The sequence below is a fragment of the Weissella fangxianensis genome, assembly GCF_024718545.1.
Lineage (GTDB): Bacteria > Bacillota > Bacilli > Lactobacillales > Lactobacillaceae > Weissella > Weissella fangxianensis.
Window position 1 is genome coordinate 25,266 of sequence record NZ_JAMXDB010000011.1, and the last position, 24,647, is coordinate 49,912.

28 protein-coding genes and 1 riboswitch are annotated in these 24,647 nt (G+C 39.5%); of the genes, 3 read left to right on the forward strand and 25 right to left on the reverse strand.

All coding sequences use genetic code 11. The features are described from left to right. Positions 1-4 precede the first annotated feature (4 nt). Both NGR58_RS04795 and rbsR read right to left on the reverse strand, forming a co-directional pair. Positions 5-1,027, reverse strand: coding sequence for a DUF3114 domain-containing protein (locus NGR58_RS04795; RefSeq protein ID WP_258088497.1), 1,023 nt, complete (start codon positions 1,025-1,027; stop codon positions 5-7). Positions 1,028-1,065: 38 nt separating this feature from the next. Further along, positions 1,066-2,058: a ribose utilization transcriptional repressor RbsR gene (gene rbsR, locus NGR58_RS04800; protein ID WP_258088498.1), complete on the reverse strand. Its 993-nt coding sequence runs from the start codon at positions 2,056-2,058 to the stop codon at positions 1,066-1,068. A gap of 165 nt (positions 2,059-2,223) precedes the next feature. Beyond that, positions 2,224-2,316, forward strand: a riboswitch (THF riboswitch). Between the two features lie 37 nt (positions 2,317-2,353). On the opposite strand from rbsR, the gene NGR58_RS04805 reads away from it, so the two are divergent. After that, the gene (locus NGR58_RS04805; protein WP_258088499.1) at positions 2,354-2,893 is read left to right on the forward strand and encodes a folate family ECF transporter S component; all 540 of its coding nucleotides are present in this window, start codon (positions 2,354-2,356) and stop codon (positions 2,891-2,893) included. Between the two features lie 224 nt (positions 2,894-3,117). Here the strand turns inward: NGR58_RS04805 and NGR58_RS04810 are convergent, their stop codons facing one another. Next, a complete protein-coding gene (locus NGR58_RS04810) occupies positions 3,118-3,432 on the reverse strand; it encodes a hypothetical protein (protein ID WP_258088500.1) in 315 nt (104 codons plus the stop codon). A 188-nt stretch (positions 3,433-3,620) separates the two neighbouring features. Here NGR58_RS04810 and NGR58_RS04815 point away from each other — a divergent pair, with 188 nt between their 5' ends. Beyond that, on the forward strand, positions 3,621-4,277 hold the full coding sequence (locus NGR58_RS04815; RefSeq protein ID WP_258088501.1) for a metal-dependent transcriptional regulator: 657 nt from the start codon (positions 3,621-3,623) through the stop codon (positions 4,275-4,277). 113 nt (positions 4,278-4,390) lie between these two features. Here the strand turns inward: NGR58_RS04815 and NGR58_RS04820 are convergent, their stop codons facing one another. The 6 genes from NGR58_RS04820 to NGR58_RS04845 all read right to left on the reverse strand — a co-directional run bounded on the left by NGR58_RS04820 (position 4,391) and on the right by NGR58_RS04845 (position 10,813). Beyond that, positions 4,391-5,026 (reverse strand): redox-sensing transcriptional repressor Rex, encoded by a 636-nt coding sequence (locus NGR58_RS04820; RefSeq protein ID WP_075269327.1) that lies wholly within the window; start codon positions 5,024-5,026, stop codon positions 4,391-4,393. Between the two features lie 221 nt (positions 5,027-5,247). Then, a complete protein-coding gene (locus NGR58_RS04825; RefSeq protein WP_258088502.1) occupies positions 5,248-6,540 on the reverse strand; it encodes a DEAD/DEAH box helicase in 1,293 nt (430 codons plus the stop codon). Between the two features lie 28 nt (positions 6,541-6,568). Next, the gene (locus NGR58_RS04830; RefSeq protein WP_258088503.1) at positions 6,569-7,561 is read right to left on the reverse strand and encodes a Gfo/Idh/MocA family protein; all 993 of its coding nucleotides are present in this window, start codon (positions 7,559-7,561) and stop codon (positions 6,569-6,571) included. A 227-nt stretch (positions 7,562-7,788) separates the two neighbouring features. Next, a complete protein-coding gene (gene rlmD / locus NGR58_RS04835) occupies positions 7,789-9,156 on the reverse strand; it encodes a 23S rRNA (uracil(1939)-C(5))-methyltransferase RlmD (RefSeq protein ID WP_258088518.1) in 1,368 nt (455 codons plus the stop codon). A gap of 186 nt (positions 9,157-9,342) precedes the next feature. Next, a complete protein-coding gene (gene htpX / locus NGR58_RS04840) occupies positions 9,343-10,230 on the reverse strand; it encodes a zinc metalloprotease HtpX (protein ID WP_258088504.1) in 888 nt (295 codons plus the stop codon). Between the two features lie 13 nt (positions 10,231-10,243). Further along, positions 10,244-10,813, reverse strand: a complete 570-nt coding sequence (locus tag NGR58_RS04845; RefSeq protein ID WP_258088505.1) for a LemA family protein — start codon at positions 10,811-10,813, stop codon at positions 10,244-10,246. A gap of 287 nt (positions 10,814-11,100) precedes the next feature. Here NGR58_RS04845 and NGR58_RS04850 point away from each other — a divergent pair, with 287 nt between their 5' ends. Then, positions 11,101-11,346, forward strand: coding sequence for a transposase (locus tag NGR58_RS04850; protein ID WP_258088506.1), 246 nt, complete (start codon positions 11,101-11,103; stop codon positions 11,344-11,346). 108 nt (positions 11,347-11,454) lie between these two features. On the opposite strand, the gene NGR58_RS04855 is transcribed toward NGR58_RS04850, so the two are convergent. From NGR58_RS04855 to NGR58_RS04930, 16 genes are all read right to left on the reverse strand, one after another. Then, positions 11,455-13,179, reverse strand: coding sequence for a phospho-sugar mutase (locus NGR58_RS04855; protein WP_258088507.1), 1,725 nt, complete (start codon positions 13,177-13,179; stop codon positions 11,455-11,457). Between the two features lie 78 nt (positions 13,180-13,257). Then, positions 13,258-13,941 (reverse strand): ribose-5-phosphate isomerase RpiA, encoded by a 684-nt coding sequence (gene rpiA, locus NGR58_RS04860; protein WP_258088519.1) that lies wholly within the window; start codon positions 13,939-13,941, stop codon positions 13,258-13,260. 312 nt (positions 13,942-14,253) lie between these two features. After that, a complete protein-coding gene (gene accA / locus NGR58_RS04865; protein WP_258088508.1) occupies positions 14,254-15,039 on the reverse strand; it encodes a carboxyltransferase subunit alpha in 786 nt (261 codons plus the stop codon). Between the two features lie 2 nt (positions 15,040-15,041). Beyond that, complete coding sequence (gene accD / locus NGR58_RS04870) at positions 15,042-15,887, reverse strand: acetyl-CoA carboxylase, carboxyltransferase subunit beta (protein ID WP_258088509.1); 846 nt, start codon at positions 15,885-15,887, stop codon at positions 15,042-15,044. Positions 15,888-15,897: 10 nt separating this feature from the next. Continuing rightward, entirely contained in the window at positions 15,898-17,274 is a 1,377-nt protein-coding gene (gene accC, locus NGR58_RS04875) for an acetyl-CoA carboxylase biotin carboxylase subunit (protein WP_258088510.1), read from the reverse strand. Positions 17,275-17,276: 2 nt separating this feature from the next. Next, positions 17,277-17,708, reverse strand: coding sequence for a 3-hydroxyacyl-ACP dehydratase FabZ (fabZ, locus tag NGR58_RS04880; RefSeq protein ID WP_258088511.1), 432 nt, complete (start codon positions 17,706-17,708; stop codon positions 17,277-17,279). Positions 17,709-17,719: 11 nt separating this feature from the next. Next, on the reverse strand, positions 17,720-18,184 hold the full coding sequence (gene accB / locus NGR58_RS04885; protein ID WP_258088512.1) for an acetyl-CoA carboxylase biotin carboxyl carrier protein: 465 nt from the start codon (positions 18,182-18,184) through the stop codon (positions 17,720-17,722). Beyond that, the gene (fabF, locus tag NGR58_RS04890) at positions 18,184-19,419 is read right to left on the reverse strand and encodes a beta-ketoacyl-ACP synthase II (RefSeq protein WP_258088513.1); all 1,236 of its coding nucleotides are present in this window, start codon (positions 19,417-19,419) and stop codon (positions 18,184-18,186) included. The genes accB and fabF overlap by 1 nt, the downstream gene beginning before the upstream one ends. A gap of 87 nt (positions 19,420-19,506) precedes the next feature. Then, a complete protein-coding gene (locus tag NGR58_RS04895; protein ID WP_258088514.1) occupies positions 19,507-20,229 on the reverse strand; it encodes a 3-oxoacyl-ACP reductase family protein in 723 nt (240 codons plus the stop codon). An 11-nt stretch (positions 20,230-20,240) separates the two neighbouring features. Next, positions 20,241-21,170, reverse strand: a complete 930-nt coding sequence (locus NGR58_RS04900) for an ACP S-malonyltransferase (protein ID WP_258088515.1) — start codon at positions 21,168-21,170, stop codon at positions 20,241-20,243. A 16-nt stretch (positions 21,171-21,186) separates the two neighbouring features. Then, on the reverse strand, positions 21,187-22,134 hold the full coding sequence (locus NGR58_RS04905; RefSeq protein ID WP_258088516.1) for a DUF561 domain-containing protein: 948 nt from the start codon (positions 22,132-22,134) through the stop codon (positions 21,187-21,189). Positions 22,135-22,164: 30 nt separating this feature from the next. Further along, the gene (locus NGR58_RS04910; RefSeq protein ID WP_075269310.1) at positions 22,165-22,404 is read right to left on the reverse strand and encodes an acyl carrier protein; all 240 of its coding nucleotides are present in this window, start codon (positions 22,402-22,404) and stop codon (positions 22,165-22,167) included. Between the two features lie 50 nt (positions 22,405-22,454). Further along, on the reverse strand, positions 22,455-23,426 hold the full coding sequence (locus NGR58_RS04915; protein ID WP_258088517.1) for a beta-ketoacyl-ACP synthase III: 972 nt from the start codon (positions 23,424-23,426) through the stop codon (positions 22,455-22,457). Positions 23,427-23,437: 11 nt separating this feature from the next. Then, a complete protein-coding gene (locus tag NGR58_RS04920; RefSeq protein WP_075269308.1) occupies positions 23,438-23,896 on the reverse strand; it encodes a MarR family winged helix-turn-helix transcriptional regulator in 459 nt (152 codons plus the stop codon). Positions 23,897-23,898: 2 nt separating this feature from the next. After that, positions 23,899-24,360, reverse strand: a complete 462-nt coding sequence (gene fabZ, locus NGR58_RS04925) for a 3-hydroxyacyl-ACP dehydratase FabZ (protein WP_115470906.1) — start codon at positions 24,358-24,360, stop codon at positions 23,899-23,901. A gap of 190 nt (positions 24,361-24,550) precedes the next feature. Further along, the gene (locus NGR58_RS04930) at positions 24,551-24,643 is read right to left on the reverse strand and encodes an IS3 family transposase (protein ID WP_407077141.1); all 93 of its coding nucleotides are present in this window, start codon (positions 24,641-24,643) and stop codon (positions 24,551-24,553) included. Positions 24,644-24,647 lie beyond the last annotated feature (4 nt).

Sequence of the window (24,647 nt, forward strand, 5' to 3'; positions counted from 1 at the left end):
CTATTTAAAATTGCTTTTTCGCATAATTACGTAAATCTGATTCAAGTCCAGCGTAACGATTGGCTGGCTTTACATCTAATGACTGGTGGATTGGACCACCAGCATTTGCATAATTGGTTGATTCCGTATTGGCAATCATCTGTAGTTCAGCTAATGAGTAATCGTCTGGTACTTCTGAAAAAGTAAGCACGCCATATTCATCAACCGTCTGATGAGCCTCTAAGGCCTCCCACATCGATACCAAATGACCTTGATTATTAAAAATCAATTCCAGATGATAACCTGGTAATGCCATCTTGACATTATCCTGCTTCGCAACCCCACGATTATGAAAGGCGACATTAGGATAAGACACTGGCGTACCAGTCAACTGTAAGGTTTCCTCAGCAACGTCTTCCTGACGCCAATTATTGCGTAAAATAAAATCCACAATTGGCTTGCTGAGATAGTATCGCAATTGATTGTCCATGATCGTACTTAATTGTCGACTAGTTTCATACTTTGAACGAATACCATTCCAAGCATGATGCTTTAGCCGTACCATAAAGGCGATTTGTTTAACGAATTCAAAATAATCTTGCACCTCATCAACCGTTTCGAGATGCAAATAATACATGTCTACATCCTTAATTTTGTCTTTTGAGTCCCAATCACCTAACCGTGACATTCTCACAAAATTAGTTGGACTAACTGTCATACCCAGCAATTTGTATAGCACGTCAAGGCGGTCAGCTGCGGGTACACCACCACGATGAAACCCAGCTGTAAACATGGTTGTAAAAAGCGACGACCCAATCCGATGTGCTTCGCCCCACTTTTCCGATAAGATTTGATTCATTGTTTGGTCGTTCAATTGCTCATTATTAACAATATCGTCAACATAAGCAGCGATTGACTTTGGCACCCAACCATCATTCATAAGATGTGTTACTTGGGTCGATAAGGCTGCTGACATAATGGTCTGGCGCTTATCGACTCCTATTGGTGACTTTATTAGTTCGCGTGTTCGTTTGAACAATCCTGTCATTATAAAATGACCTCCTTGTTACACTTACCTTACCATATCTATGATAGTGATGCAGTTGATTCTCTAACAATTAATTTCGTATCAAATGCAGCCACTTGTCGTTCCGCATCAGGATGATTAATACGTGCCACCACCGTTTTCATGGCCGCTTCAGCAATTAACCAAAGTGGCTGTTCAACAGTCGTTAATGCAGGTCTGAAAAATTCAGCATAGTCAGTATCATCATAGCCAATAACCGACATATCTTTAGGTACCTGAATACCATGTGCATTAAGTCCAGCAATTAAGCCGATAGCAAGTTCATCATTTAATGCAAATGCTGCTGTTGCTTGTGTAATCGAAACAGCCATTGCAGCTGCACGGCCAGCATGCTTTGTCAAATTACGTGTTGCAACCTCACTAACTTTCGCCCCTGCAGCTAACATCGTCTCTTTAAACGCTGCTGTTCGATATTGCAGGTTATCAGTATAAACTTGATTTCCTAACAGCACAACGTGTTTATGACCGAGAGCTAACAGGTGTTCAGCCACCAGGTGACCACCCATTTTATCAGAAGCATAAACAGCATCTGCATCAACTAATCCGTCATGATTCTCAAGAACCACTAAGGCTATGCCACGCTTTTTCAAACTACTAGCAATAGCAACAGGTTGTGCCAATTGACCTGCCATAATAATACCATGAACGCCTGAATTAACCAACATTTCAACCGTTTGATCAGCCTGACCAGCTCCTGCCGTCATAATTGATAATGAGACATTATCAGGAATATTTTCTTGCATGTGTTGCACCAAATCACCAAAGAACGGGTTACGTAAACTTGGCACGACGACACCAATTAGCATCGTAGCCCCTTGTTTTAAACTACGGGCACTTGCATTTGGTACATAGCCAATTTCATCACGGGCCGCCAAAACTTTCGCTTTCGTTTTTTCAGAAAAACGAGTCCCTTTGCCATTTAATACTTGTGATACTGTCGCGATTGATACGCCCGCTAAACTAGCAACATCTCTAATTGAAACTTTTCCCATATCCGGCCCCTTTGTAGACAGTCTTCATTTTTATATCCATGAATTATCCTTATTAAAACATTTTACCAACTTTTTAAACATTTTAAACCCTTGACGTTTGTTTTGCTTTTTAGAAATTCATTTTACTTTTAAATTCTTTGCAGTATAATATAAATTTGTTAGATGCACAGGGTAGATCAAGATGCGTTAAGTGCCATGGAAACGGAATGTGGGCCATGGACGAAGGATTACCGCGATGTCTTGGTCACATTCACTGTAATAAGTGAAACCCTCCAAAAGAAGGAGGTGTTTTCAAATGAAAACATTAGAATATGGTTTACCACGTTTACGTACAAAACAATTGGCTATGTTGGGTATTTTAATCGCCCTACAGTTAGTCATCAGTCGCTTCTCATTAGGAACTGCCACAATTAAAGTTGGTTTTACTTTTTTAATCGTTGGCATGATTGCAAAATGGTATGGTCCTGCCTGGGGAATGCTAGTTGCGATTTTTACTGATGTGATCAGTAGCTTGCTCAATGGTTACGGTTATTTTTGGGGATTTACCTTATCTGCTGTCCTAGCAGCTGCCATTTACGGTTTTTCCTTCTATAAGCAACAAACGTTATCTTGGCTTCGAATCATCGTAACAGTAAGTATTGTCCTTGTAATCGTCAACGTCCTATGCAATACATTATGGGTCGTGATAATTGGTAATATTCATAATAACGAAACTATTATGTCTTTGTTATGGGTACGAGTGATTAAACAACTTGTCTTTTTACCTATCCAAAGTATTTTGTTATATTTTTTGCTTAACAATCAAACAATTGAGCAGCTACACCAAAAAATATAAAACAATTACGTTGGTTTAAGGACTGACAAATAAAAAACGTTTATAATTAGAGTTTATAAACTTATGATTAATGTATTTTAAGCATAAAGGGGGTTGGGACAAATAAATGTCCCAACCCCCTTTGAACTCATGCCTCACTACTTTATAGTACCAGGCTGTCATATTCATAATTATCCATCCAAATGACTAATTATAGAAATTAGAAAGTAGTTTTTAACCTATTATTAGTAACTTCGATGAACACGCAACCCGACCTCATGACAAGCAGCCTCAAATGAACTGGCAAACTTATTACGGACATCCGGTGTGGCAAATTTTAATTTTGTTTCCGAGTAAACGGAACCACAACCGATTCTGTAGACACAACTATCATATACCTGACCAACAAAAACTTCTTGTTGGCAATCACGCGTCGCCTCTAGCAATTCAACTAATTGATGAACAGTCTGCTCAGAAATGTCACGCGAGCTTTGCAATAATTGCCGAATCACGGCACATCCAACTAACTTGTTCTCTTGGCGCATCTTTGTTTCCTGCATATCTAGCCTCCAAAACTTGTTACTGACTGTCGTCAGTTGCTAATTTAATTTTCCATAATTATGATAACCTATCCTAAATATTTTATCAAACGTATTATTTTTTTAATCATATAAAAAACACAATTGTCTTTTCCGTGATATAATTAACAGCATTAACTATTACACAACAAACGAGGAATTTTTACATTATGCCTGAATCTATTTCTAAAACCCAGTATTTACAAACCATCCTAGAATTAAGTGTTGGCGATGAATCAACAAAAATTTCAAATAACCAAATTGCTGAACATTTAAATGTCACTCCCTCATCAGTTTCAAATATGTTAGCAAAACTGCAAGAAGCTGGTGAAGTTGACGTAGTACCTTATTATGGTGTCACTTTAACAAAACCCGGTCGTGCAACTGCCCTTCGTTTAATCCGATCACATCGTTTGATTGAAACATTTGGTGCAACCAAACTTGGCTTATCAATTTCAGAAGCGCATTCTAATGCTGATCATCTGGACCATGATGCAAATGATCAATTTATCAACGCACTAGATAAATATTTGGGATTCCCAGAATTGAGTCCTCATGGGCTTGTCATTCCCGACATTGACCATCACTACCACCCAAAATCATTACGAGCATTGCGTGAAGCGAACGATAACGAAACTGTTACTATCAATAGTTTCACTGAAGACTTAGAACTATTACAATATACCGAGACTTTGCAACTAGACCTGAATAGCACGTGGACAATTAAAGAGCGGCTACCATTTGATGGTCCCTTAGTATTAATTTCTGGTGATAGAAAGCTCCAAGTTACACAACATGCTGCAGACTTCATTTATATTAACGATTAACATCAGACGAGACGAAAGTCATCTTGAAGCTGATTTTAAGAGAAAAGGGGTTACGACTAGAATCTGTCGTAACCCCTTCTTTATTTATAATTAATTATAATTTTGGTAAAAACCTACTTTTCACCGAAATTATTTATAAAATACAAAAGCGTTTGTAGCTCATTAGTTAAGTCCACGTTCTGAACACGAATTGACTTTGGTACATCCAAACGCAATGGTGTGAAATTCAAAATACCACGCACACCTGCAGTAGCTAAACGCTTAGCAACATCTTGTGCGACATCAGCAGGTACCGTTACAATTGCAACATCAATGCGCTGATCCGTAATTTGTTTCTCTAAATCATCTAGACTGTACACTGGAATTCCTGACTGAATGGTATTAACAATATCAGGATTAACATCAAATGCTGCTGCAATACGTGCATTTGAGCTTTGATGGAAATTGAAATTCAACAAAGCTTGACCTAAGTTTCCTACTCCAACTAACGCAACAGAAGCTAACGTATCTTGATTAAGAATTTCACCAAAGAACGTCATCAAGGCTTCGACATCATAACCGTATCCACGCTTACCTAATGCGCCAAAGTAAGAAAAATCACGTCGAATTGTTGCCGCATCAAACTTTACTGCATCAGATAACTCATTTGATGAAACGCGGACAGTCCCAGAGTCTAACAACAGTTTTAAGTAGCGATAGTATATTGGCAATCGCTTTGCCGTTGCTCTAGGAATATCATGTTCAACCATTTATTTCGACCTCTTTTTCAAAATTTACCTATTTTCACAATCTATCTCAAATATTGTGAATCTCTCATTACCTATTATCGTAACATATACAGCGTTTTTTGTGAATGAAATAACAATTTTTTATTCACAAACAGACAATTTGTGAAAACGTTTCCTGAATAGTGGATTGCTCATAAAAAAAGAGCGAAATATTTGATTTTATCTCGTTCTCAATCCACTTATTAATTATGTTTTGGCTTACCTTTATTTTTACGATGCTTACGTTTGGCACGCTTTTCTTTAGCAAAACGCTCTTGACGTGAAATACTGTCGGTAGTTGCTACTTTCTTTTTTCTAGGCTGGTCAACCTTTGATGACTTTGATTTCGGACGGGTCACAGACGTCTCATTTTGATTTTTATGAGCCGCTTTTTCAGTAATTGTTGCTTTCTCAGCCTTTGGTAACCCTTTACCACCAGAAATGGCCTGAATATCAATAGCAACCATTTTCTTCAAATCGCGGAAATCATGATCATTTCCGAAAGAAATTACAGTACCGACTTTCCCCATACGACCAGTTCTACCGGCACGATGTGTGTAAGTCTCCCCATCACGTGGTAAGTCGAAATTTATTACTGCTGGCAAATCGGGAATATCAAGTCCCCTTGCCGCAACATCAGTGGTTAACAAAAATTTTGCTTTACCCTGGCGGAAATTAGTAAGTGATTTTGCCCTTGTGGTACTTGAATCACCGCGTACCAAAGTCGCCATCGCCACATGTTCATGTGCCAAAAAGCTGGCTGTAATCTTTAATTGTTTTGTTGTATTAAAGAATACAATCGCTTGAAAACGCCTTTCTGTCGCTAATTGACGCAATCTTTTTTGTCGTTGATCACGTGCTGTTAACCAAAACTCATGCTTAATTGCTGTTGGAATGCTAACCTGTCGTTGATCAATCCGCGAAAATTCACGATTAAATAGACCGCTAGCCGTTGACTGATCAACTTCCGTCGCACCAAATAATGCAACTTGTACGTCATCGTCATCAATTGAATCCCAAATAAGATCAATTTGATTTGCTGTATCATCGCGCAACAACTCATCAGCTTCATCTAAAATTAACGTTCTTAATCTTTTTAATTTTAGTTTACCGTTATTAATCAACTCACTGACCCGTCCAGGCGTTCCAATCAAAATTTCTGGGTGCTTTTTTAAACGATCCAATTGATGCTTGATATTTGCACCACCAGTTAGTGACAACACTTTTAATGACAGTACGTTCGCCCAATCACGGACAACCCGTGTTGTTTGCATAGCTAATTCTTGTGACGGCGCTAATATTAATAATTGTTCGCCATCTTCAGGCACCAATTTAGGTAACAGTGGCCAGGTAAAGGCCAGTGTTTTTCCTGTCCCTGTTGGTGCAAGTGCATCAATTGATTGACCATTTGCCAAGGGTTCAGCAACAGCTGATTGAATTGGCGTTAGCGTGGTAAACCCAACACTTGTTAAACGTTCTTCAAAACGGGAATCCATTTTATCTCCTTCATATTATGTTTCATTGTTATTTATCAGCAGGAAATACAATCCCAGCATCTTGACGTAAATCAAATAGTACCTGGTTTACTGTTTTACTTAAGGCTAATAATTCTTGATAAGCTTCCGCAGTATCGACCGGATTTGTCATCATATCAGCAAATTTTACCGCTTCATCAATCATCGGATTTTCTAATGGTTCTTGACTCAATCGATGGGCAGCACCTTCGTTATCATAATAAGTTACATCAAGTACTTCAGCAATATCACCGATTACTAGGGTGTCCCGTCGACCTAGAATTTCAGATGGTAAATGACTATTAGATCCCTTTCCAAACTCGATTGTTACATCAAAATCATCATAACGTAGAATAGCTATGCCACGACCATCAGCACCATTACGTAATGGTGTCGCAAAATAACGACTTTGTTTTGGTGCACCAAACAGTTTAATAGCGGCATAAATTGGGTACACACCTAAATCTGTCAATGCTCCCGCACTAAAACGACGACTGAGTACATTAGGTTCGTTACCTGCTAGATAGTCATCAAAGCGTGATGAGTACTTTTCATAAACAAAAGTTGCCCCAGAAATTTTTTCCATTTGGGCCACTTGTTGTTCAATAACTTTAAAATTAGGCTGCTGGATATGACGGGCTGCTTCAAATAAACGTACATTGGGATGATCATGTAGTAGTTCTAAAATCGCAGCATACTCCGTTGGGTTAGAAAAAGCAGTTTTTTCCACAATCACATGAATATCATGGCTTATCGCAGCTTTAACCTGTTCAAAGTGCACACTATTAGGTGATGCAATGTAAACAACATTGATACCACTATTATAGAAAGTTTCCAAATCAGTATAAACATCATCAACATTAAATGGTTGAGCAAATTGCTTACCAGTATCTTCATGACGTGAATATACTGCCTTTAGCACATATTGACCTGATTCGTGAGCCGCTTGTACGAATTGTTTTGTAATCCAATTGGTGCCAATGATTCCAAGTTTGTATGCCATAATTAGTTCCCCTTGTGTACTACTTATACGTTTAGTTAATATTAATTATATCATCATCAACAATAAAATTAGCTATCTCTCAGCTGATAAATTATTCTAAAATAAATTTGACACGTGTTTATGCTGTAAAAATTGTTGATTTACAATTGATACATTTTAAGCATAAAGCAGGCTGTGGCATCCAGTTGCCTCAGCCTGCTCTTCATTCATGCTTTTAAAAATAATTATTAATCACGCTCAAGTACAGTTACTGACTCAATATGCGTTGTTTGTGGGAATTGGTCAACTGGTTGCACATCACCTTTAATCGTGTAACCATTTTCTTCGAATTGCACAATATCACGTACTAAGGTTGCTGGATTACAGCTAATGTACACAATTTTCTTTGGTGCCATTGCCGAAGCCGCATCAATTAACTCGGGGGTCAATCCCTTACGTGGTGGATCCACAAAGATAACATCTGGTTGTAGGCCATCTTGTTGCCATGCGACCATCTTTTCTTCAGCCTTACCTAATTCAAATTTAACATTATGAACATTGTTTAAATCTGCATTACGCTTAGCATCATCAATAGCTGCTGGCACAACTTCCACACCAAGTACTGACTTTACCTTATCAGCAATCGTCAATGAAATCGTTCCAATACCTGAGTAAGCATCAATAACTGTTTCATTACCAGTTAATTCAGCCTTATCAGCTGCTAACTTATAAAGCACTTCGGTTGTTTGTGGATTAACTTGATAGAATGAATTTGGTCCAATCGCAAAAGTCTTATCAAACAAAGTATCCTTAATCACTTTGTTTCCCCACAATACATGGTTAACATCACCCAAAATAACATTTGTCTTATCTTGGTTAACGTTTTGAATAATCGAAGTCACTTCTGGCAGCGCTTCTTTAATTTGTGGAATGATAATGTTTGCACCAGGAATACGCTTTGAACGTGTAACTAACACAACCATCATTTCGTGTGAATAATAACCACGACGAACCATAATATTACGAATAACCCCCTTATGATGAACTTCATCATAAGCGGCAATATGGAACTTCCGTAAAATATCACGAATAATAACAATGGCTTTGTCAATTTCAGGATCTTGAATATAAAAATCCTCAATTGGCATCAACCGGTGTGAACCACGGCGGAAGAATCCAGTCGTTAATTGTCCTTTAATTTCACGAGCTGGAATTTGTGCTTTGTTACGGTAACCCGTTGGATTTTCCATACCAATAGTAGGTGCTACATTAACATCAACATGTTGCTTATTGAATAATTCGGCAATCTGTTGTTGCTTGAATTTCAATTGTGCATCATATTTTAGGTGTGCTAATGGTGCAATACCAGTTGTTAAAGCAGCTGTATTAACCATATGATTACGGTTTGGTGATGACTCAATTGTCTTTACCACCCGTCCAAAGGCATAATTACTAGTAACTTTTGTAATACCCACGCGAATCTTTTCGCCAGGAACTGCATTCGTCACAAATACCGGAAAATCATCAACTTTAACAACACCATTTCCTTGGTAAGTTAAGTCGATTACTTCAGCATCAAATTCTTGATTCTTAACCACTGGGGCTTTCTTTTTCATCATTTTCTCCTTCTTTTGGCCTTTTCGACGACCAACAATTCTTTCATTGTATCACAGCGTATTCAAAAGCCAAAAGAAAAAAGCATAAACATGTGGCAAAAGACTGATCTTTCAATGTCACGCGATTTACTCTGACTTTAAAATATCTTTTGTCTATTAATGTTTATGCTTAAAATATATTCATCTTCACATTTTTTGTAATGCTGAAATTCTTTCAGACATTGGTGGGTGTGTTGAAAATAGATTGGTTAATTTTTTTGTTTGTAATGGGTTAGAAATATACAATGCGGCACTTTCTGGTGAAACATTTTCATCAGACATTGGTTCACTATTAGAAATTTTATTCAAGGCATTGATCAGTCCCTGCGGATTACGCGTCAATTCCACTGCACCGGCATCTGCCAAAAATTCTCGATTTCGTGAAATTGCTAATTGGACTAACGTTGCCGCAATTGGTGCCAACACAAGCACAGCAATCGAAGCAATTAACGCAATAACGTTGCCTTCTTTATTATCACGATTACGACTACCACCAAAGTACCAAAAATGGGTTCCAAAGTTGGCCAACATGGCAATTGCTGATGTCAAAGCAACGGCAATTGTTTGCAGTCGAATATCATAGTTACGAACATGCGTCATCTCGTGTGCCATGACACCTTCTAATTCTTCACGTGTTAATACTGACATGATGCCAGAAGTCGCTGCTACCGCTGCATGTTCAGGGTCATTACCCGTTGCAAAAGCATTAGGACTTGGATCATCAATAATAAATACACGTGGCATTGGCACATTTGCGACTAGCGCCATATCTTCTACGATATGCCATAAGTCAGGCGCCTGGTCCGCATTCGTGATTTCCTGGGCATGATTCATTCCCATTACGACATCTGTTGATTGACCAAACATATAGACAGCGTAAACAATTCCTGTTACGACCGCTATAATTACACCTGCTACCCATTCACCAAACATGCAATACCCTAACGCTGCACCAACAATTCCCATGAACAAAAAGAAACCAACAAACAACACAATTGTCTTGCGTTTATTTTTTGCAATTTGTTCAAATAACATGGTCAATCACCTCTTAAAGGCCACGTTCATCAAATGAGACGTTGACCATTTCTCGTTCTTCTGCTGGTGTTTCCAAGAATTCACTAGGTTTGAAGCTATGAATCTTAGCAACAAAGTTTGTTGGGAACGACTGCAATTTTGTATTGTATGTGGCAGTTGTGGTATTAAATAACTGACGTGAATAAGCAATTTTATTTTCTGTATTCGTCAATTCTTCCATCAACTTATTATATTGATTTGATGCTTTCAAATCGGGATACGATTCAGCAACTGCAAAAACTGACTTCAAAGAGTTGGTCAGTTGGTCTGATAGGGCCATTGTTTTCTGATGGTCATCAGTTGGTGTTTGTGTTAATGCATTACGCAGACTAACAACTTTCTCTAAAGTTCCTTGTTCGAATTTAGCTGAGCCCTTGACTGTCTCCACCAAATTTGGAATCAAATCGTTTCGTCGCTTTAACTGTACGTCAATCTGACTCCATGACTCTTGTGTACGCATACGTGCCTGTACAAGGCCGTTATAAATTCCTACCCATAATAAAGCCAAGACAACCACGATACCGACAATAATCCATCCAATCATCATTTTCTCCAATCTTTATGAACTAATAATCATAAGATACTTTCTAGTCTACTATCCTACATTGTAACATGCCCAAAAATATCCATCGCCTAATATTTATTTTTTTATAATATGCGTGTGGCATAACAACCCTTTATTGATAAAAAAGGGTTCTACAATTTTGGGTACTGATAGCTAATCATTCAGATTAGTCATCGGTACCTTTTTATTTGTTTCTGTATAATTTACGATAAATAAAAAAACAGACCAGCTGTAACTAGTCTGTCCAACAAAAAATCCCTCTAGATATGAAAAAGGCTCGGCTGACTCTAAAAAAGCATCTATCAGAAATTGAAAACAGTTTTACCTATAAGTTCTCTAATGGTCCCGTTGAGAGGGCTAATAATAAAATTAAAGCCATTAAGCGTACTGCATACGGTTTTCGCAATTTCAAACTATTCCGTTTGCGTATATTAATTGCTTTTAAAGACAGTTTCTACTCACAAAACTATACACAAAAAGCAGCCAAATTCATGAAGAATTCAGCTGCTTAGCGCTTAAGCTATTCAATTAAATAATTCTGCTATCAGTACCATTTGACGAATAACCTAAAAAAGGTTGGGACACAAGAAAATGTTCCAACCTCTTATACTTAAAATGCATTAATCAACATAATCAGTAATTGATTGCTGAATAGCTGTTAATTTATCATCAGCCGCTTGTTGTGTTGCACCTTTAGTACCAACATATAGTTTGATTTTTGGTTCAGTACCAGATGGACGCACAGCTACCCATGAGCCATCAGCCAACCAATACTTCAATACATTTGCCTTTGGTAATGTCATTGGGGTCGTCACACCTGTCTGCGTATCAGTCTCTGTTTGTAACGTAAAGTCCGCAAACTTTGTGACCGCAATGTCACCAAATGAAGTTGGTTGCTCAGCACGGAATTTCGCCATTAATGCTGCAATCTTCTCCGCACCATCGATTCCCTTAAATGTTAGTGATTGTGTATTTTCAACAAAATAACCATATGTCTTGAACAAGTCTTGCAAACCGTCATACAGCGTCTTACCTAATGACTTGTAATAAGCTGCTACTTCCGCTAACAAAACAGTTGCTTGAACAGAATCTTTATCACGAGCAAATGGTTTAACAAGGTAACCATATGATTCTTCAAAGCCAAACAAGAAAGTGTGCTCATGCGTTGATTCATAGTTTTGAATCTGTTCAGCAATATACTTGAAGCCCGTTAACACGTTAACAGTTTCAATATCAAAACTCTTTGCGATATCTGCCGCAAACTCTGATGAAACAATTGATTTAACAAGCACACCATTTGCTGGTAACGTACCAGCTGTTTGCTTAGCAGTTAGTAAGTAGTGCAGTAAAATGGCTCCAATTTGATTACCTGTTAATAATTGATATTCACCTGATGGTAGTCGGACCGCTGTTCCCATCCGATCAGCATCTGGATCCACACCAATCACCACATCAGCACCTTGTTGCTTAGCCAAATCAATCCCCATGGCCAATGCTGCTGGGTCTTCCGGATTTGGCAAAGTAACTGTTGGAAAATCACCATCTGGCTGTGCTTGTTCTGGTACGATCGTCACATTCTTAAAGCCAGCATTAGCCAACGCTTGGCCGGCAATCAAAGCGCCCGTTCCATGAAGTGGTGAATAGACCAACTTCATATCACGGCCTTCTTTATTAACCAATTCTTGATCCACCGTAACCGTCTTGATTTCAGACAAATAGTCATCATCAACATCCTTACCAATGGTTACCAACAAACCGGCAGATTCTAGCTCCGTTTGCGGCTTTACTGGTACCGTAAACATGTCGGCTTCACGGATTGATGCTGTAATAATATCCGATTCCTTTGGTGGCATCTGGCCACCATCTTCACCGTAAATTTTATAACCATTGTATTCTTTTGGATTGTGCGAAGCTGTAATCATAATCCCTGCATAAGCATTAAGATGACGCACAGTAAAAGATAGCTCTGGTGTTGGGCGTAGTGATTCAAAGACATAGGCCTTAATACCATGGGCACCCAAAACCTTGGCTGATTCAAAAGCAAATTCTTGTGAGAAATGACGTGAATCATATGAAATCGCAACACCGCGCTTTTTCACATCTTCAGATAATGAATCCATCAAACGAGCTAATCCCTCTGTAGCTTGTCGGACCGTGTAAATGTTCATACGATTGATTCCTGCACCTAACAGGCCTCGCATACCAGCAGTTCCAAATGACAATGGTTGATAAAAAGCATCTTCTGCTTGTTGTTCATCTATTGCCAACTCATCCATGTCATTTTTTAAATATTCTGGTAAATCATTGTGTTTTGTCCATAATTGAAAATTATCTTGCCAAGTCATTTCTGTCATTCTCCTTTGTTATTGTGTTCCCCAATACAACTAATCTCATTGTACCATAGGATTATGGCGTTATTTAGTCTAACATGATGGCTTTGTATTAGAAATTAATGTCGGTTGATTGCCGCCAATAATAACCTCATCGACTATATTCAAAAATAACCCATGTTCAACGACCCCAATCGTTTGTTCCAAAAAATACGCTAAACTTGTAGGATGCGTAATGTGGTTTAAGTGCAAATCAATAATGTAATTACCTGCATCAGTGGTTACCCGTTCGCCTGTCGTCGTTCGTCGAAAAGTCGGATTCATATCTGCTGCCAAAAACTTTTGCAACAGATGATGACTGCCATAAGGCACCACTTCAACGGGTAATGGAAATTGACCAATCACCTCATGATATTTTGATTCATCAATAATCCAAATATTTTTCTCTGAATTTAACGCAACAATTTTTTCAAACAGCAGAGCTGCACCCCCACCCTTGATGCCATTTAATTGGTGGTCGACTTCATCAGCACCATCAATCGTTAAATCAATTTTGGGTACTTCATCAACTGAAGCTAACTTGATTCCCCATGACTTGGCTAATGAAGATGTTTTATTAGATGTTGTGACACCAATAATATCCAATCCTTCACTATTAATTCTGGCCGCCAATGCTTCAATAAAAAAACGTACAGTTGAACCGGTCCCTAGACCAACAATCATGCCATCTGCAATCAACGTCGCCGCAAATTCTCCAGCTTGTTGCTTTTGCACCATTTGCCTATCAGTCACTGTATATTCCTCCTCATCCCCCTAATATTAAGTTTATTCTACCGGGAAAAATTGAAAAAAGATAGAAAAAAGACGGGGATGGCAGAAATCAACATGACACGATGGGCTAATTCCTCTAAATGATAAGAAAAGTGGCTGGAACAAAATAAATGTTCCAGCCACTTTTACTAAAAATATATTAATTTACGTCTGTAACTTTGATAGTATAAACGCGTGTCAAAAGTCTGAAGCCTCAATGTAACACAATTCACGTCACACACCGGCTTCAAAACAACTTTTATCTCGCTCCCTTTATAATTAAAATTTACGAAAACGCGCCCGTCGTTGGGCAATCAATTTATCCGTTGGCATATTAGCCAATGTTTGAATTTCCTCAGTCAATTTTGCACGAATCAGTGAAAAGACACGTGAATGTGAACGACTTTCAGGTATGATGTACTCAATGACATGATTATCTAGCAAATCATTAGGCGTTAAGCCCATCACTGCCGCTGCTTCATCATGACGTTTTGCATCCTTCCATAGAATAGATGCAAATCCTTCAGGTGAAAGAACCGAATAAGTTGAATTCTGGAACATCCACACTTGATCAGCTGTTGCCAATGCAAGCGCTCCACCAGAACCACCTTCACCATAAACAATGGCAATCATTGGTACTGGTAATTTCAGACTCTCCAAAATACTTTGCGCAATCGCTTCACCTTGCCCCTGATCCTCAGCGGTTTTTCCTGGAAAAGCTCCGGGTGTATTAATGAACGTAATAATTGGTCGGCCAAACTTAGCTGCCTGTTTCATTAAACGAATTGCCTTACGATAACCGTATGGTTCAGGTGAACCATTACGTTTAGCTAACTTATCATTGATATCTGAACCTTTGTCAATCACAATCACCGTCACTGGTTCACCGTTAAGGTTTGCGAGACCACCAATCACGCTTTTATCATCACCAGCATAACGATCACCATGTAGCTCAAAGAAATCAGTAAACACGCCTGAAATAATTTCACGGGCCATAAACCGGTCCTCACGCGCACGTTTAACGATTTGGACGGGGGTTAATTCACGTCTAAATAAACTCACCATGATTAACGACCTCCTTGTGGTTGATGGAATTTAACGAGTTGTGCCAAAACCTTTGGCAATTCTTTACGTTGCACAACTGCATCAATGAACCCATTTTCCAACACTGTTTCCGCACGCTGGAAATCTTTAGGTACTTTCTCATGGATGGTTTGCTCAATCACACGCTTACCGGCAAAGCCAACTAACGCATGTGGTTCAGCTAATGTAACATCCCCTTGCATTGCAAATGAAGCAGTCACACCACCAGTTGTTGGATCAGTTAATACCACAAAGTATGGCAATCCGGCTTCCTGATGTGCGGCTACTGCTGCCGATACCTTAGCCATCTGCATCAAAGAGTTGATACCCTCCTGCATACGGGCACCACCAGAGGCAGTGAATAATATAACTGGTAACTGTTGCGTGGTTGCTTTTTCAAACAAGCGCGTAATTTTCTCGCCAGTCACAGTTCCTAATGACCCCATCATAAAGTAAGAATCCATAATTCCCAGTGCAACCGTCTCATTTTCAATAACCGCTTGACCAGTCAAAACTGATTCCTTCAGTTTAGTTTGTGATTTTGCGCGACTTAGCTTTTCTGCATAACCAGGAAAGTCTGTCGTTTCTAGTGTTAAGTCTGCATCCCACTCTTCAAATGCCGTTGTCATTAAATGAACACGCTCATATGCTTGCAAACGAAATCCGTAACCACAAGTTGGACAAACGCGATGTTCTCCCAATTGCTTAGAATATAATTGTGCGCCACAATATGGACATGCTAAAAATAAACCATCCGGAATTTGAGCATCAACATGCGCATCCTTTTTAATTTTAGGCAATTTGGCATTTGGTTTATTAAATAAATCCATTATTTGCCTCCTATTCACCTGTTGTTAAACTTTTTTGCCATGTTGGTAAAAAGTCATGCTCAAGGTACTGAGTCGTAAACAATCCTTTGGCGACAACCTCGTCATTCAACAACGCTTCTTGGAAATCCGCATTCGTATTGACACCATCAATGACCAGCTCATCTAAAATACGTTTCATCTTAATAACTGCTTCACTACGGTCATCACCATGCACCAGTAGCTTACCAATCATGGAATCGTAGAATGGCTGAATAATGTCACCTGAGTAAATCGCAGAATCGATACGAATACCTGGTCCACCAGTTGGTAAAAAGGCAAAATTAATCTTACCAGCACTTGGAGCAAAGTTACGCTCTGGTTGTTCAGCATTTAATCGCACCTCGATTGCGTGCCCATTAACTTTAATCTCTGCCTGTTGCATGGTTAATGTCTCACCAGCTGCCACCTGTACCTGCATCTTTATTAAATCAACGCCAGTAACTAATTCAGTAACTGGGTGCTCAACTTGAATTCGAGTATTCATTTCCATGAAGTAGAAATTACCTTCATGATCTTCCAAAAACTCAAGTGTTCCGGTATTTTCATAATCTAATGCATTGACGGCTTTGGTTGCGATAGCTCCCAATTCATCACGCATTGCTTGTGTCACACCAACCGCTGGGCTTTCTTCCATAACTTTTTGGTTATTACGTTGTAATGAGCAATTTCGTTCTGGGAAATATAGCACATTGCCTTGTTGGTCACGAATAATTTGCATCTCGATATGACGCACATTAGTCATGACCTTCTCAACATACATATGACCATCCCCAAAAGCGGCTTTCGCCTCATGTTGGGCATCATCAAATTTGTCAGCTAATTCGGTTTCCTCATAAACAAATCGCATCCCTTTACCACCACCACCAGCGGCGGCTTTTAGCAACAAAGGATAACCGATTCGCTCAGCAACCTTTTTCGCTTCACTTGCATTATGGATAAAGCCTTCAGATCCTGGAATGACTGGTACACCAGCTTCACGCATTGACTCACGCGCGTTCGCTTTGTTTCCCATCAATTCCAATACCTTAGGACTTGGTCCAATCCACTTTAGACCAACTGCACCCACCATCTCAGCGAAGGCTTCATTTTCAGATAAGAAACCATAGCCCGGATGGATAGCCTCAGCACCAGTCAATACAGCAGCACTCAAAATATTTTTCATATTTAAATAGCTGTCTTTTGACCTTGGTCCACCAACGGCAATTGCTTCATCTGCTAATCGCACATGAAGACTATCCGCATCGGCTGAAGAATAAATAGCGACAGATTTAATGCCCATTTCCTTCAGTGTACGAATGATACGAACCGCAATTTCTCCTCGATTCGCCACTAAAACTTTTTTGAACATATTTAATCTCCAACAATAAATGTTAAGTCAGCCGTGGTGACACGCTTGCCATCCACATAGGCTGTTCCCTTACCTTCCCCGATAGGGCCACGTAAACGGGTCAACTTAACTTCTAATCTCACTTGATCACCAGGGCGAACCATTTTACGGAAACGAGCCTTTTTAATACCACCGAAATAAGCCGTTTTCCCTTTGTATTCAGGCATTGATAACAAAACGACTGCGCCAGTTTGGGCTAAAGCCTCAATTGTTAAATTACCTGGAAATGTTGGATTGCCTGGAAAATGCCCCTGGAAAATTTCTTCATTGACCGTTACATTTTTAATCGCAACTGCGCTTTCGCCAGGTACCAATTCTTCTACGGTATCCAACATTAGCATTGGGTAACGATGTGGCAAAATTTCTTGAATTTGTTGTGTATTTAATACTGACATATCAAATCCTCCTAGTCATCCGGTTGGACACGGAACAAAGCATGTCCGTAATCAACAACATCTTCTTCTTCAACCAAGATTTCTTTAATCACACCTGTCACTTCACTTTTAACGGGGGTCATTAATTTCATTGCTTCAATAATAGCAACTTGTTCACCAACTTGCACATGATCGCCAACCTCTTTAAAAGGAGCGGCATCTGGCTTTGGCTTCAAGTAAACCGTTCCAACCAAAGGTGCTTCAACTAAGACGCTATTATCAGCGCCCAAGTCATCAGTTCCTTCAGCTACTTTCTTATCAGTTGTCACAGCTTGCTCAGTTGTTTCTGGCTGAGCAGGTGTTGTGACAACTGGCTGTGTCATCTCATTCTTACTTAAATGTAAGCTAAAATCTTCTGATTGTAATGAAAATTCACGCAATGAGCTTTTTTCTAAGTCTTGCATTAACGTTCGAATTTCGTCTAATTGCAAACCCATTACTTTTCACTCCATTTCTTAAAAATAACCACCGCATTATGACCACCAAACCCATAATTTGCTGATAGCACATAATTTGGTGCAACATGCCTATTATCATCATTGACTAGAGTCACACCAGCAGTTTCAGGATCTTGTTCAGTAAGGCCAACATTAACTGGCAATTCTTCACGAACAAGCGCACCAATAGCTGCAATGGCTTCAATCGCCCCAGCGGCACCTAATAGATGACCGGTCATTCCCTTAGTTGAAGACACCAAAACACCATTCTTACCAAAGATAGCTTCCATTGCCTTTGATTCAGCTGCATCATTTGCACCAGTAGCTGTTCCATGGGCATTTACATAATCGATATCTTCTGGTTGAATGCCAGCATCATCCAATGCTAATTTAACTGAGCCAGCAGGTCCTGAACCATCAGGGGTTGGGCTCGTTAAGTGATAAGCATCAGCATTTGAACCATAACCAACAATTTCAGCAATAATATTGGCACCGCGTGCTTGAGCGTGCTCCAATGATTCAAGGATCAATACACCTGAACCTTCTCCTAATACAAATCCATGACGGTTAACATCAAATGGTGTTGAAGCTTTTAATGGATCTGGTTCAGTTGACAAAGCTGTTAAAGCGGCGAATCCTGAAATCCCCATCTCATTAACTGAAGCTTCTGCCCCACCAGTAATCATGACGTCCATCTTACCAGATTGGATACGCCAGAAAGCCTCACCAATCGCATTTGTGGCACTGGCACATGCTGTAGAAACCGTATAGTTAATTCCTTTAGCACCGTAACGCATTGAAACGTTACCAGAAACCATATTAGGAATAGCATTAGGTACAAACATTGGGCTTACACGCTTTGGCCCTTTATCATGCATCTTAATAACTTGTTGCTCGATAGTTGTTAAACCACCAATACCAGTTCCCATAATCACACCAAAACGGTCTGGATTATCAACGCCATCAGCTAAATCTGCTTGTTCAAGTGCTTCACCAGCCGCATGAACAGCATATTGTGAAAATAGATCCATCTTACGTGATTCACGCTTACCAACGCGTGCAGAAGGATCAAAGTCTTTAACTTCACCAGCAACAGTCACACCTGTTTCTGTTGCATCAAATTTTGTGATTGGTGCAATACCAACTTCACCGTTAAAAATACCATTCCAAAAGTCTTCAGTACTATTTCCAACGGGTGTAACAGCACCCAAACCTGTAATAACAACTCGTGTCATCTTGTTCTCCTTTATGTTTTAGCAATTCTATACGTACGAAAAAAGTCAATAAAAATAAATAAGTGCAAAAGCGCACGTATGCGTTGCTTAAATATATAATCCACCATCGACCGTAATTGTTTGGCCGGTAATGTAATCGTTTTGAGCCAAGAAAACAGCTGTATGTGCAATTTCAGTTGCTTCACCAAACCGTTTTAATGGTACTGCTTCCAGCACTTGATTTTTCACTTTATCTGATAAGGCATTCGTCATATCTGAGTCGATCATACCTGGTGCAATGGCGTTCACACGAATACCACGCATTGCACCTTCCTTAGCAAGAGACTTGGTTAATCCAACGATACCTGCCTTAGAAGCAGCGTAATTGGCCTGACCAACATTGCCCATCAAACCAACAACAGAAGCCATGTTAATAATCTGTCCAGTACGGGCACGCAACATCTTCTTAAACACAGGTTGCGTGACATTGAATGTCCCATTTAAGTTAGTATTTACAACCTGTGCGAAATCTGCTGACTTCATTCCCATTGTGAGTTTGTCATTCACAATTCCAGCATTGTTAACCAGAATGTCAATCCCTTTAATTTCAGCGAATAACCCATCTAATGCTGTTTTAACACTCGCATCGTCGGCAATATCTGCTGTAATCGCCATTGTATCTTCACTAAATTTAGCTAATACCTCTGCTTTGGGAGCTGAACGGCCGTGCAAAATGACACGTGCGCCAGCTTTATCAAAAGCTTGGGCAATGGCCAAACCAATACCACGGGTTGACCCTGTAACTAAGACTGTTTTCCCTTCGAGATTCATCACTTCGTCTCCTATTCTGCTGCTAGCATGTTCCGCACTTCTTGATACGTCTTGAAATTAGTGACCTTATAACGTTTGATATCTTTACCAACAATTTTACGAGCAAATTTATAAAGCGTATCACTTGGACCAAATTCAATTAATGTATCAACACCATCATCGACCATTGCTTGCAATGCTTGTGCAAAGTAAGTTGGTGAAACAATCTGATCTAATAATGTCGCTTTAACATCTGAAAACTTCTCACCTGTCGTATTTGAATAAACATCAAATGCCATCGGTGCAAAGTTTTCATCTGCGATACGCGTTGTCAATTGATCAGCTGCTGATTGCATCAATGGTGTGTGGAACGGTCCTGAAACCGGCAACGCAACCATTCGTTCAATGCCTGCATCTGTCAATGCCGCTACTGCAGCATCCACATCTGCCTCAACACCACCAATAACTAGTTGATTAAATGTATTATAATTTGCTGGATAAACACGTTTACCAGCTGCTTGTAACTTTTTAATCGTTGCAATGACCAAATCTTGATCATCTGTCATAACGGCAACCATCTTACCAGGATTATCTTCACCAGCTTGTTGCATATAAGCGCCACGATCTTTGATAATCCGCATTGCTTGATCAAAAGTTAATACATCAGCTGCTACCAAAGCACTATACTCACCTAGACTCAAGCCAAGAGTTGCTTGTGGTTTTGGCATAACATCAGCTAGTGCTCGGTATATACCAGTACTCATCGCTAGAATTGCTGGTTGGGTATACTTTGTCTGTTTAACATTTTCTTCATCATTAACAATAGTTGACATGATGTCATAACCTAGCACATGACTAGCTTCATCAATGGTTTCTTTATAAGCAGGAACTTGCTCGTATAAATCAGCACCCATGCCAACTTTTTGAGCCCCTTGTCCACTCATTAAAATGCCAATTTTCATATGTCCTCCAATATTGTTACTTCAAAAGATTCTCTGCCTGAGACCAGGTCTCTGACAAAATTTGTGACACTGGCTTTAATTCTTTAATCAATCCAGAAACTTGTCCAGCCATGAAAGCACCAGTAGTTTTATCACCATCAATCACCGCACGGCGTAGTGAACCGTTTTCCAAATCCTCAATAGCGTCAGCATCTGGCTTGGGCTTTTGAATTTCAACTCGTTCTTGCTTAACAAAGTTCTTTGACATCTTTGTCTTTAGCACACGAGCACGGTTTCCCATAATTTCACCAGTCACTAATGTATCAATATCCTTAGCTTTCACAACTGCGTTCTTAAAGTTTTCATGGACCTCTGATTCTTCAGATGCTAAGAAACGCGTTCCCATTTGCACACCGGATGCACCAAGCATGAAGGCGGCTGCAACACCACGTCCATCCCCGATTCCACCAGCAGCAATAACTGGAATATCAACAGCATCGACAACTTGAGGTATCAGCGTCATTGTCGTCAAACTACCAATGTGGCCACCAGATTCCATACCTTCGGCAACAACGGCATCAACGCCCTTCTTTTCCATCATTTTGGCAAGTCCAACGGATGGAACAACCGGAATGACTAAAATACCATGACTGTGCAACTCATCAATAAAAGGTGATGGATCGCCGGCACCAGTAGCAACGACTTTCACACCTTCCTCAATCACAACATCGAATACTTCACGAATATGACGTGACAATAGCATCACGTTAACCCCAAAAGGTTTATCCGTTACTTCACGAGCACGGTGAATCTCTTCACGTACTTTGTCAGCCTTCCAATATCCAGTTCCGATAATACCTAATCCACCAGCCTCTGAAACCGATCCAGCCAAATGACCAGTTCCAGCCCAAGCCATACCGCCTTGGATAATAGGATACTTCATGCCCAACTTTTCAAAAAGTGGATTATTTAGCTCAAAGCTCATAATATCGTCCCTTCTAACTACGTCGACTACTTAGGCGTTTACTTGTTCTGCTACCTTGTTAACCAAATCTTGTACCGTTTGAATTTCTTCAGCAACAGCCAACTTAATATCAAATTCATCTTCAACACGGTTCAAAACTTCGAACAAATCAAGTGAATCTGCATCAATATCTTCGCTTAAGTTAGTTGTTAGTTTAATTTCATCATCTTCTAAATCAAATTGGTCAACCAAGATTTCGCTTACTTTGTTAAAAATTTCTGTTTCAGTCATGTTCTTTTCCTCTTTTTCGTTTATTAAAATAGTAAATTAATTGTTATAAATTATAACTGGATAATTAGGGCACCTGCAGTCAGGCCACCACCAAAACCAGCTAAAGCAATCCTTTGTCCTTGATGAACCACACCATTTGTCCGTAGTTCATCAAGCAATATACCAATACTTGCTGCACTGGTATTACCATAGTCGGTCACATTTATTGGGAATTTCTCAATCGGTTGACCAAACCTTTTTGCAATGCTGGCAATAATTCGGGCATTTGCTTGATGTAGTACATACACATCAATGTCATTTGCCGTTAATTGTGCTTTCTCCAATGCCTCGGATAAAACAACCGGTACTTGGCGAGTTGCGAAGTTATAAACTTCACGTCCGTTCATATGAAAATAGGGATCTGCTGTCACAATGTTACCAACAAAATGATTCGTATTTTGCTGACGACCCGCTGTCAAGAACTCTGATTGATTACCATAGGTTTTTAGCGATTCTGCTAATAAACCAGTCTCTGTTGAAGCCTGCTGTAACAAAACGCCTGAAGCACCATCTCCAAAAAGAACGGCTGTCGAACGGTCTTCCCAATCTACTAGCTTACTTAGCACTTCAGCACCAATGACCAAACCACGTTGATAATTAGTTGCTAGTAACTTACTAGCCATACTAAGCGTATACACAAAGCCCGAACAAGCCGCTGACAAATCAAATGCAAAAGCATTCGTTGCCCCAATCCGACCTTGAACTTGTTGCGCAACACTTGGTGTTAGGTGGTCTGGTGACATTGTCCCAACAACAATAAAATCTAGTTGATCTGCTGATAAATCAGCTTGTGCCAAGAGCTTGTTAGCAACGGCTGTTGCCAAATCGCTAGTATTCTCATTTGACACAATATGCCGTTGGTGAATACCTGTTCGTGAATGAATCCATTCGTCTGACGTATCCATAAACGTTGCCAATTCATCGTTTGTAACAATACGTTCAGGTACCACGTGAGCGGACTCAACAATTGTAAATCGTTCCATAATGTCCTCAATTAAAACTGTATTAGCTCATGAAGATAATCTTGTAAGTCACCAACGGCCTTTTCAACCACGGGTGCTTCACCTTCCTCTAATGAATCAAACAATGAATGGGCCATGCCACGATGAAAGGCCTCATGAGCACGAAAAACAGTACGTCCTTTATGCGTCAATCCGATTCGAACAACACGTCGATCCTTGCTATCACGAGTACGAACCACATAACCCTTTTTTTCAAGCTTATCAATCACACTAGTCATTGCACTAGGTGTTAGATGCATCGTTTGCGATAATTGTGAAGCGGTCCGTGTGTCATACATCGTGATCGCCGCAATCGTATGCATATCCTTAATAGAAATATCCTTAAAACGTGACTTACGCAGTGACGCTTCTTCAATCCACATCACATTATTAAAGACATCTACTAAGGATTCATTCATTTTTTCAAAAGAGTCTTCTTCATGTGCGGTCATACTTATTTCTCCGTGTCACTGGCTGACTTATCTTCAGGTGAAACGACAAACATTAGTTCAGCGCTAGTAGCCAACTTACCATCAACCACTGCTTTAACCTGCACTGTTCCCATATTTTCACGTAAGTTACCAAATTCAACGTGTAATTTCACTGTATCACCTGGTTTAACCATTCTCTTAAACTTCGCGTTATCGATTCCAGTCATATAAGCTGTTTTACCAACAAATTGTGGTGACGATAAAATTAAAATCGAAGCTGCTTGCGCTAATGATTCAATAATTAGCACTCCTGGCATCACTGGATTACCTGGGAAATGTCCTTGGAAAAATTGTTCATTAATTGTGACGTTTTTCGTTGCAACTAATGATTCTCCTGGAGTCATCTCGTCAACATAATCCATATACAAGATAGGATAACGATTTGGAATTAAATCCATAATCTCTGTCGTAGATAGAACTGCCACAGTTGTGCTCCTTCCAAAATTTATTTCGAACATCGAAATATTCGATATTCAAATGTTATTGCTTTTTTTCTAAAATGTCAACTTATTATACACATTCGGCGAATTTATCTAATATTTTATTAAAATTATCGTGATTATATTTAATAATAAAAAGCGACCATGAACTGAACCCCAAAAATTGGAGAGAAGTTTAAGCAACTAGCTGGTCGGAAAGATTTCGGTATTGAACCGGAGTTTTTCCGGCCAGTTTTGTTTTAATCCGTTTATTATTGTAGTAATAGATATAA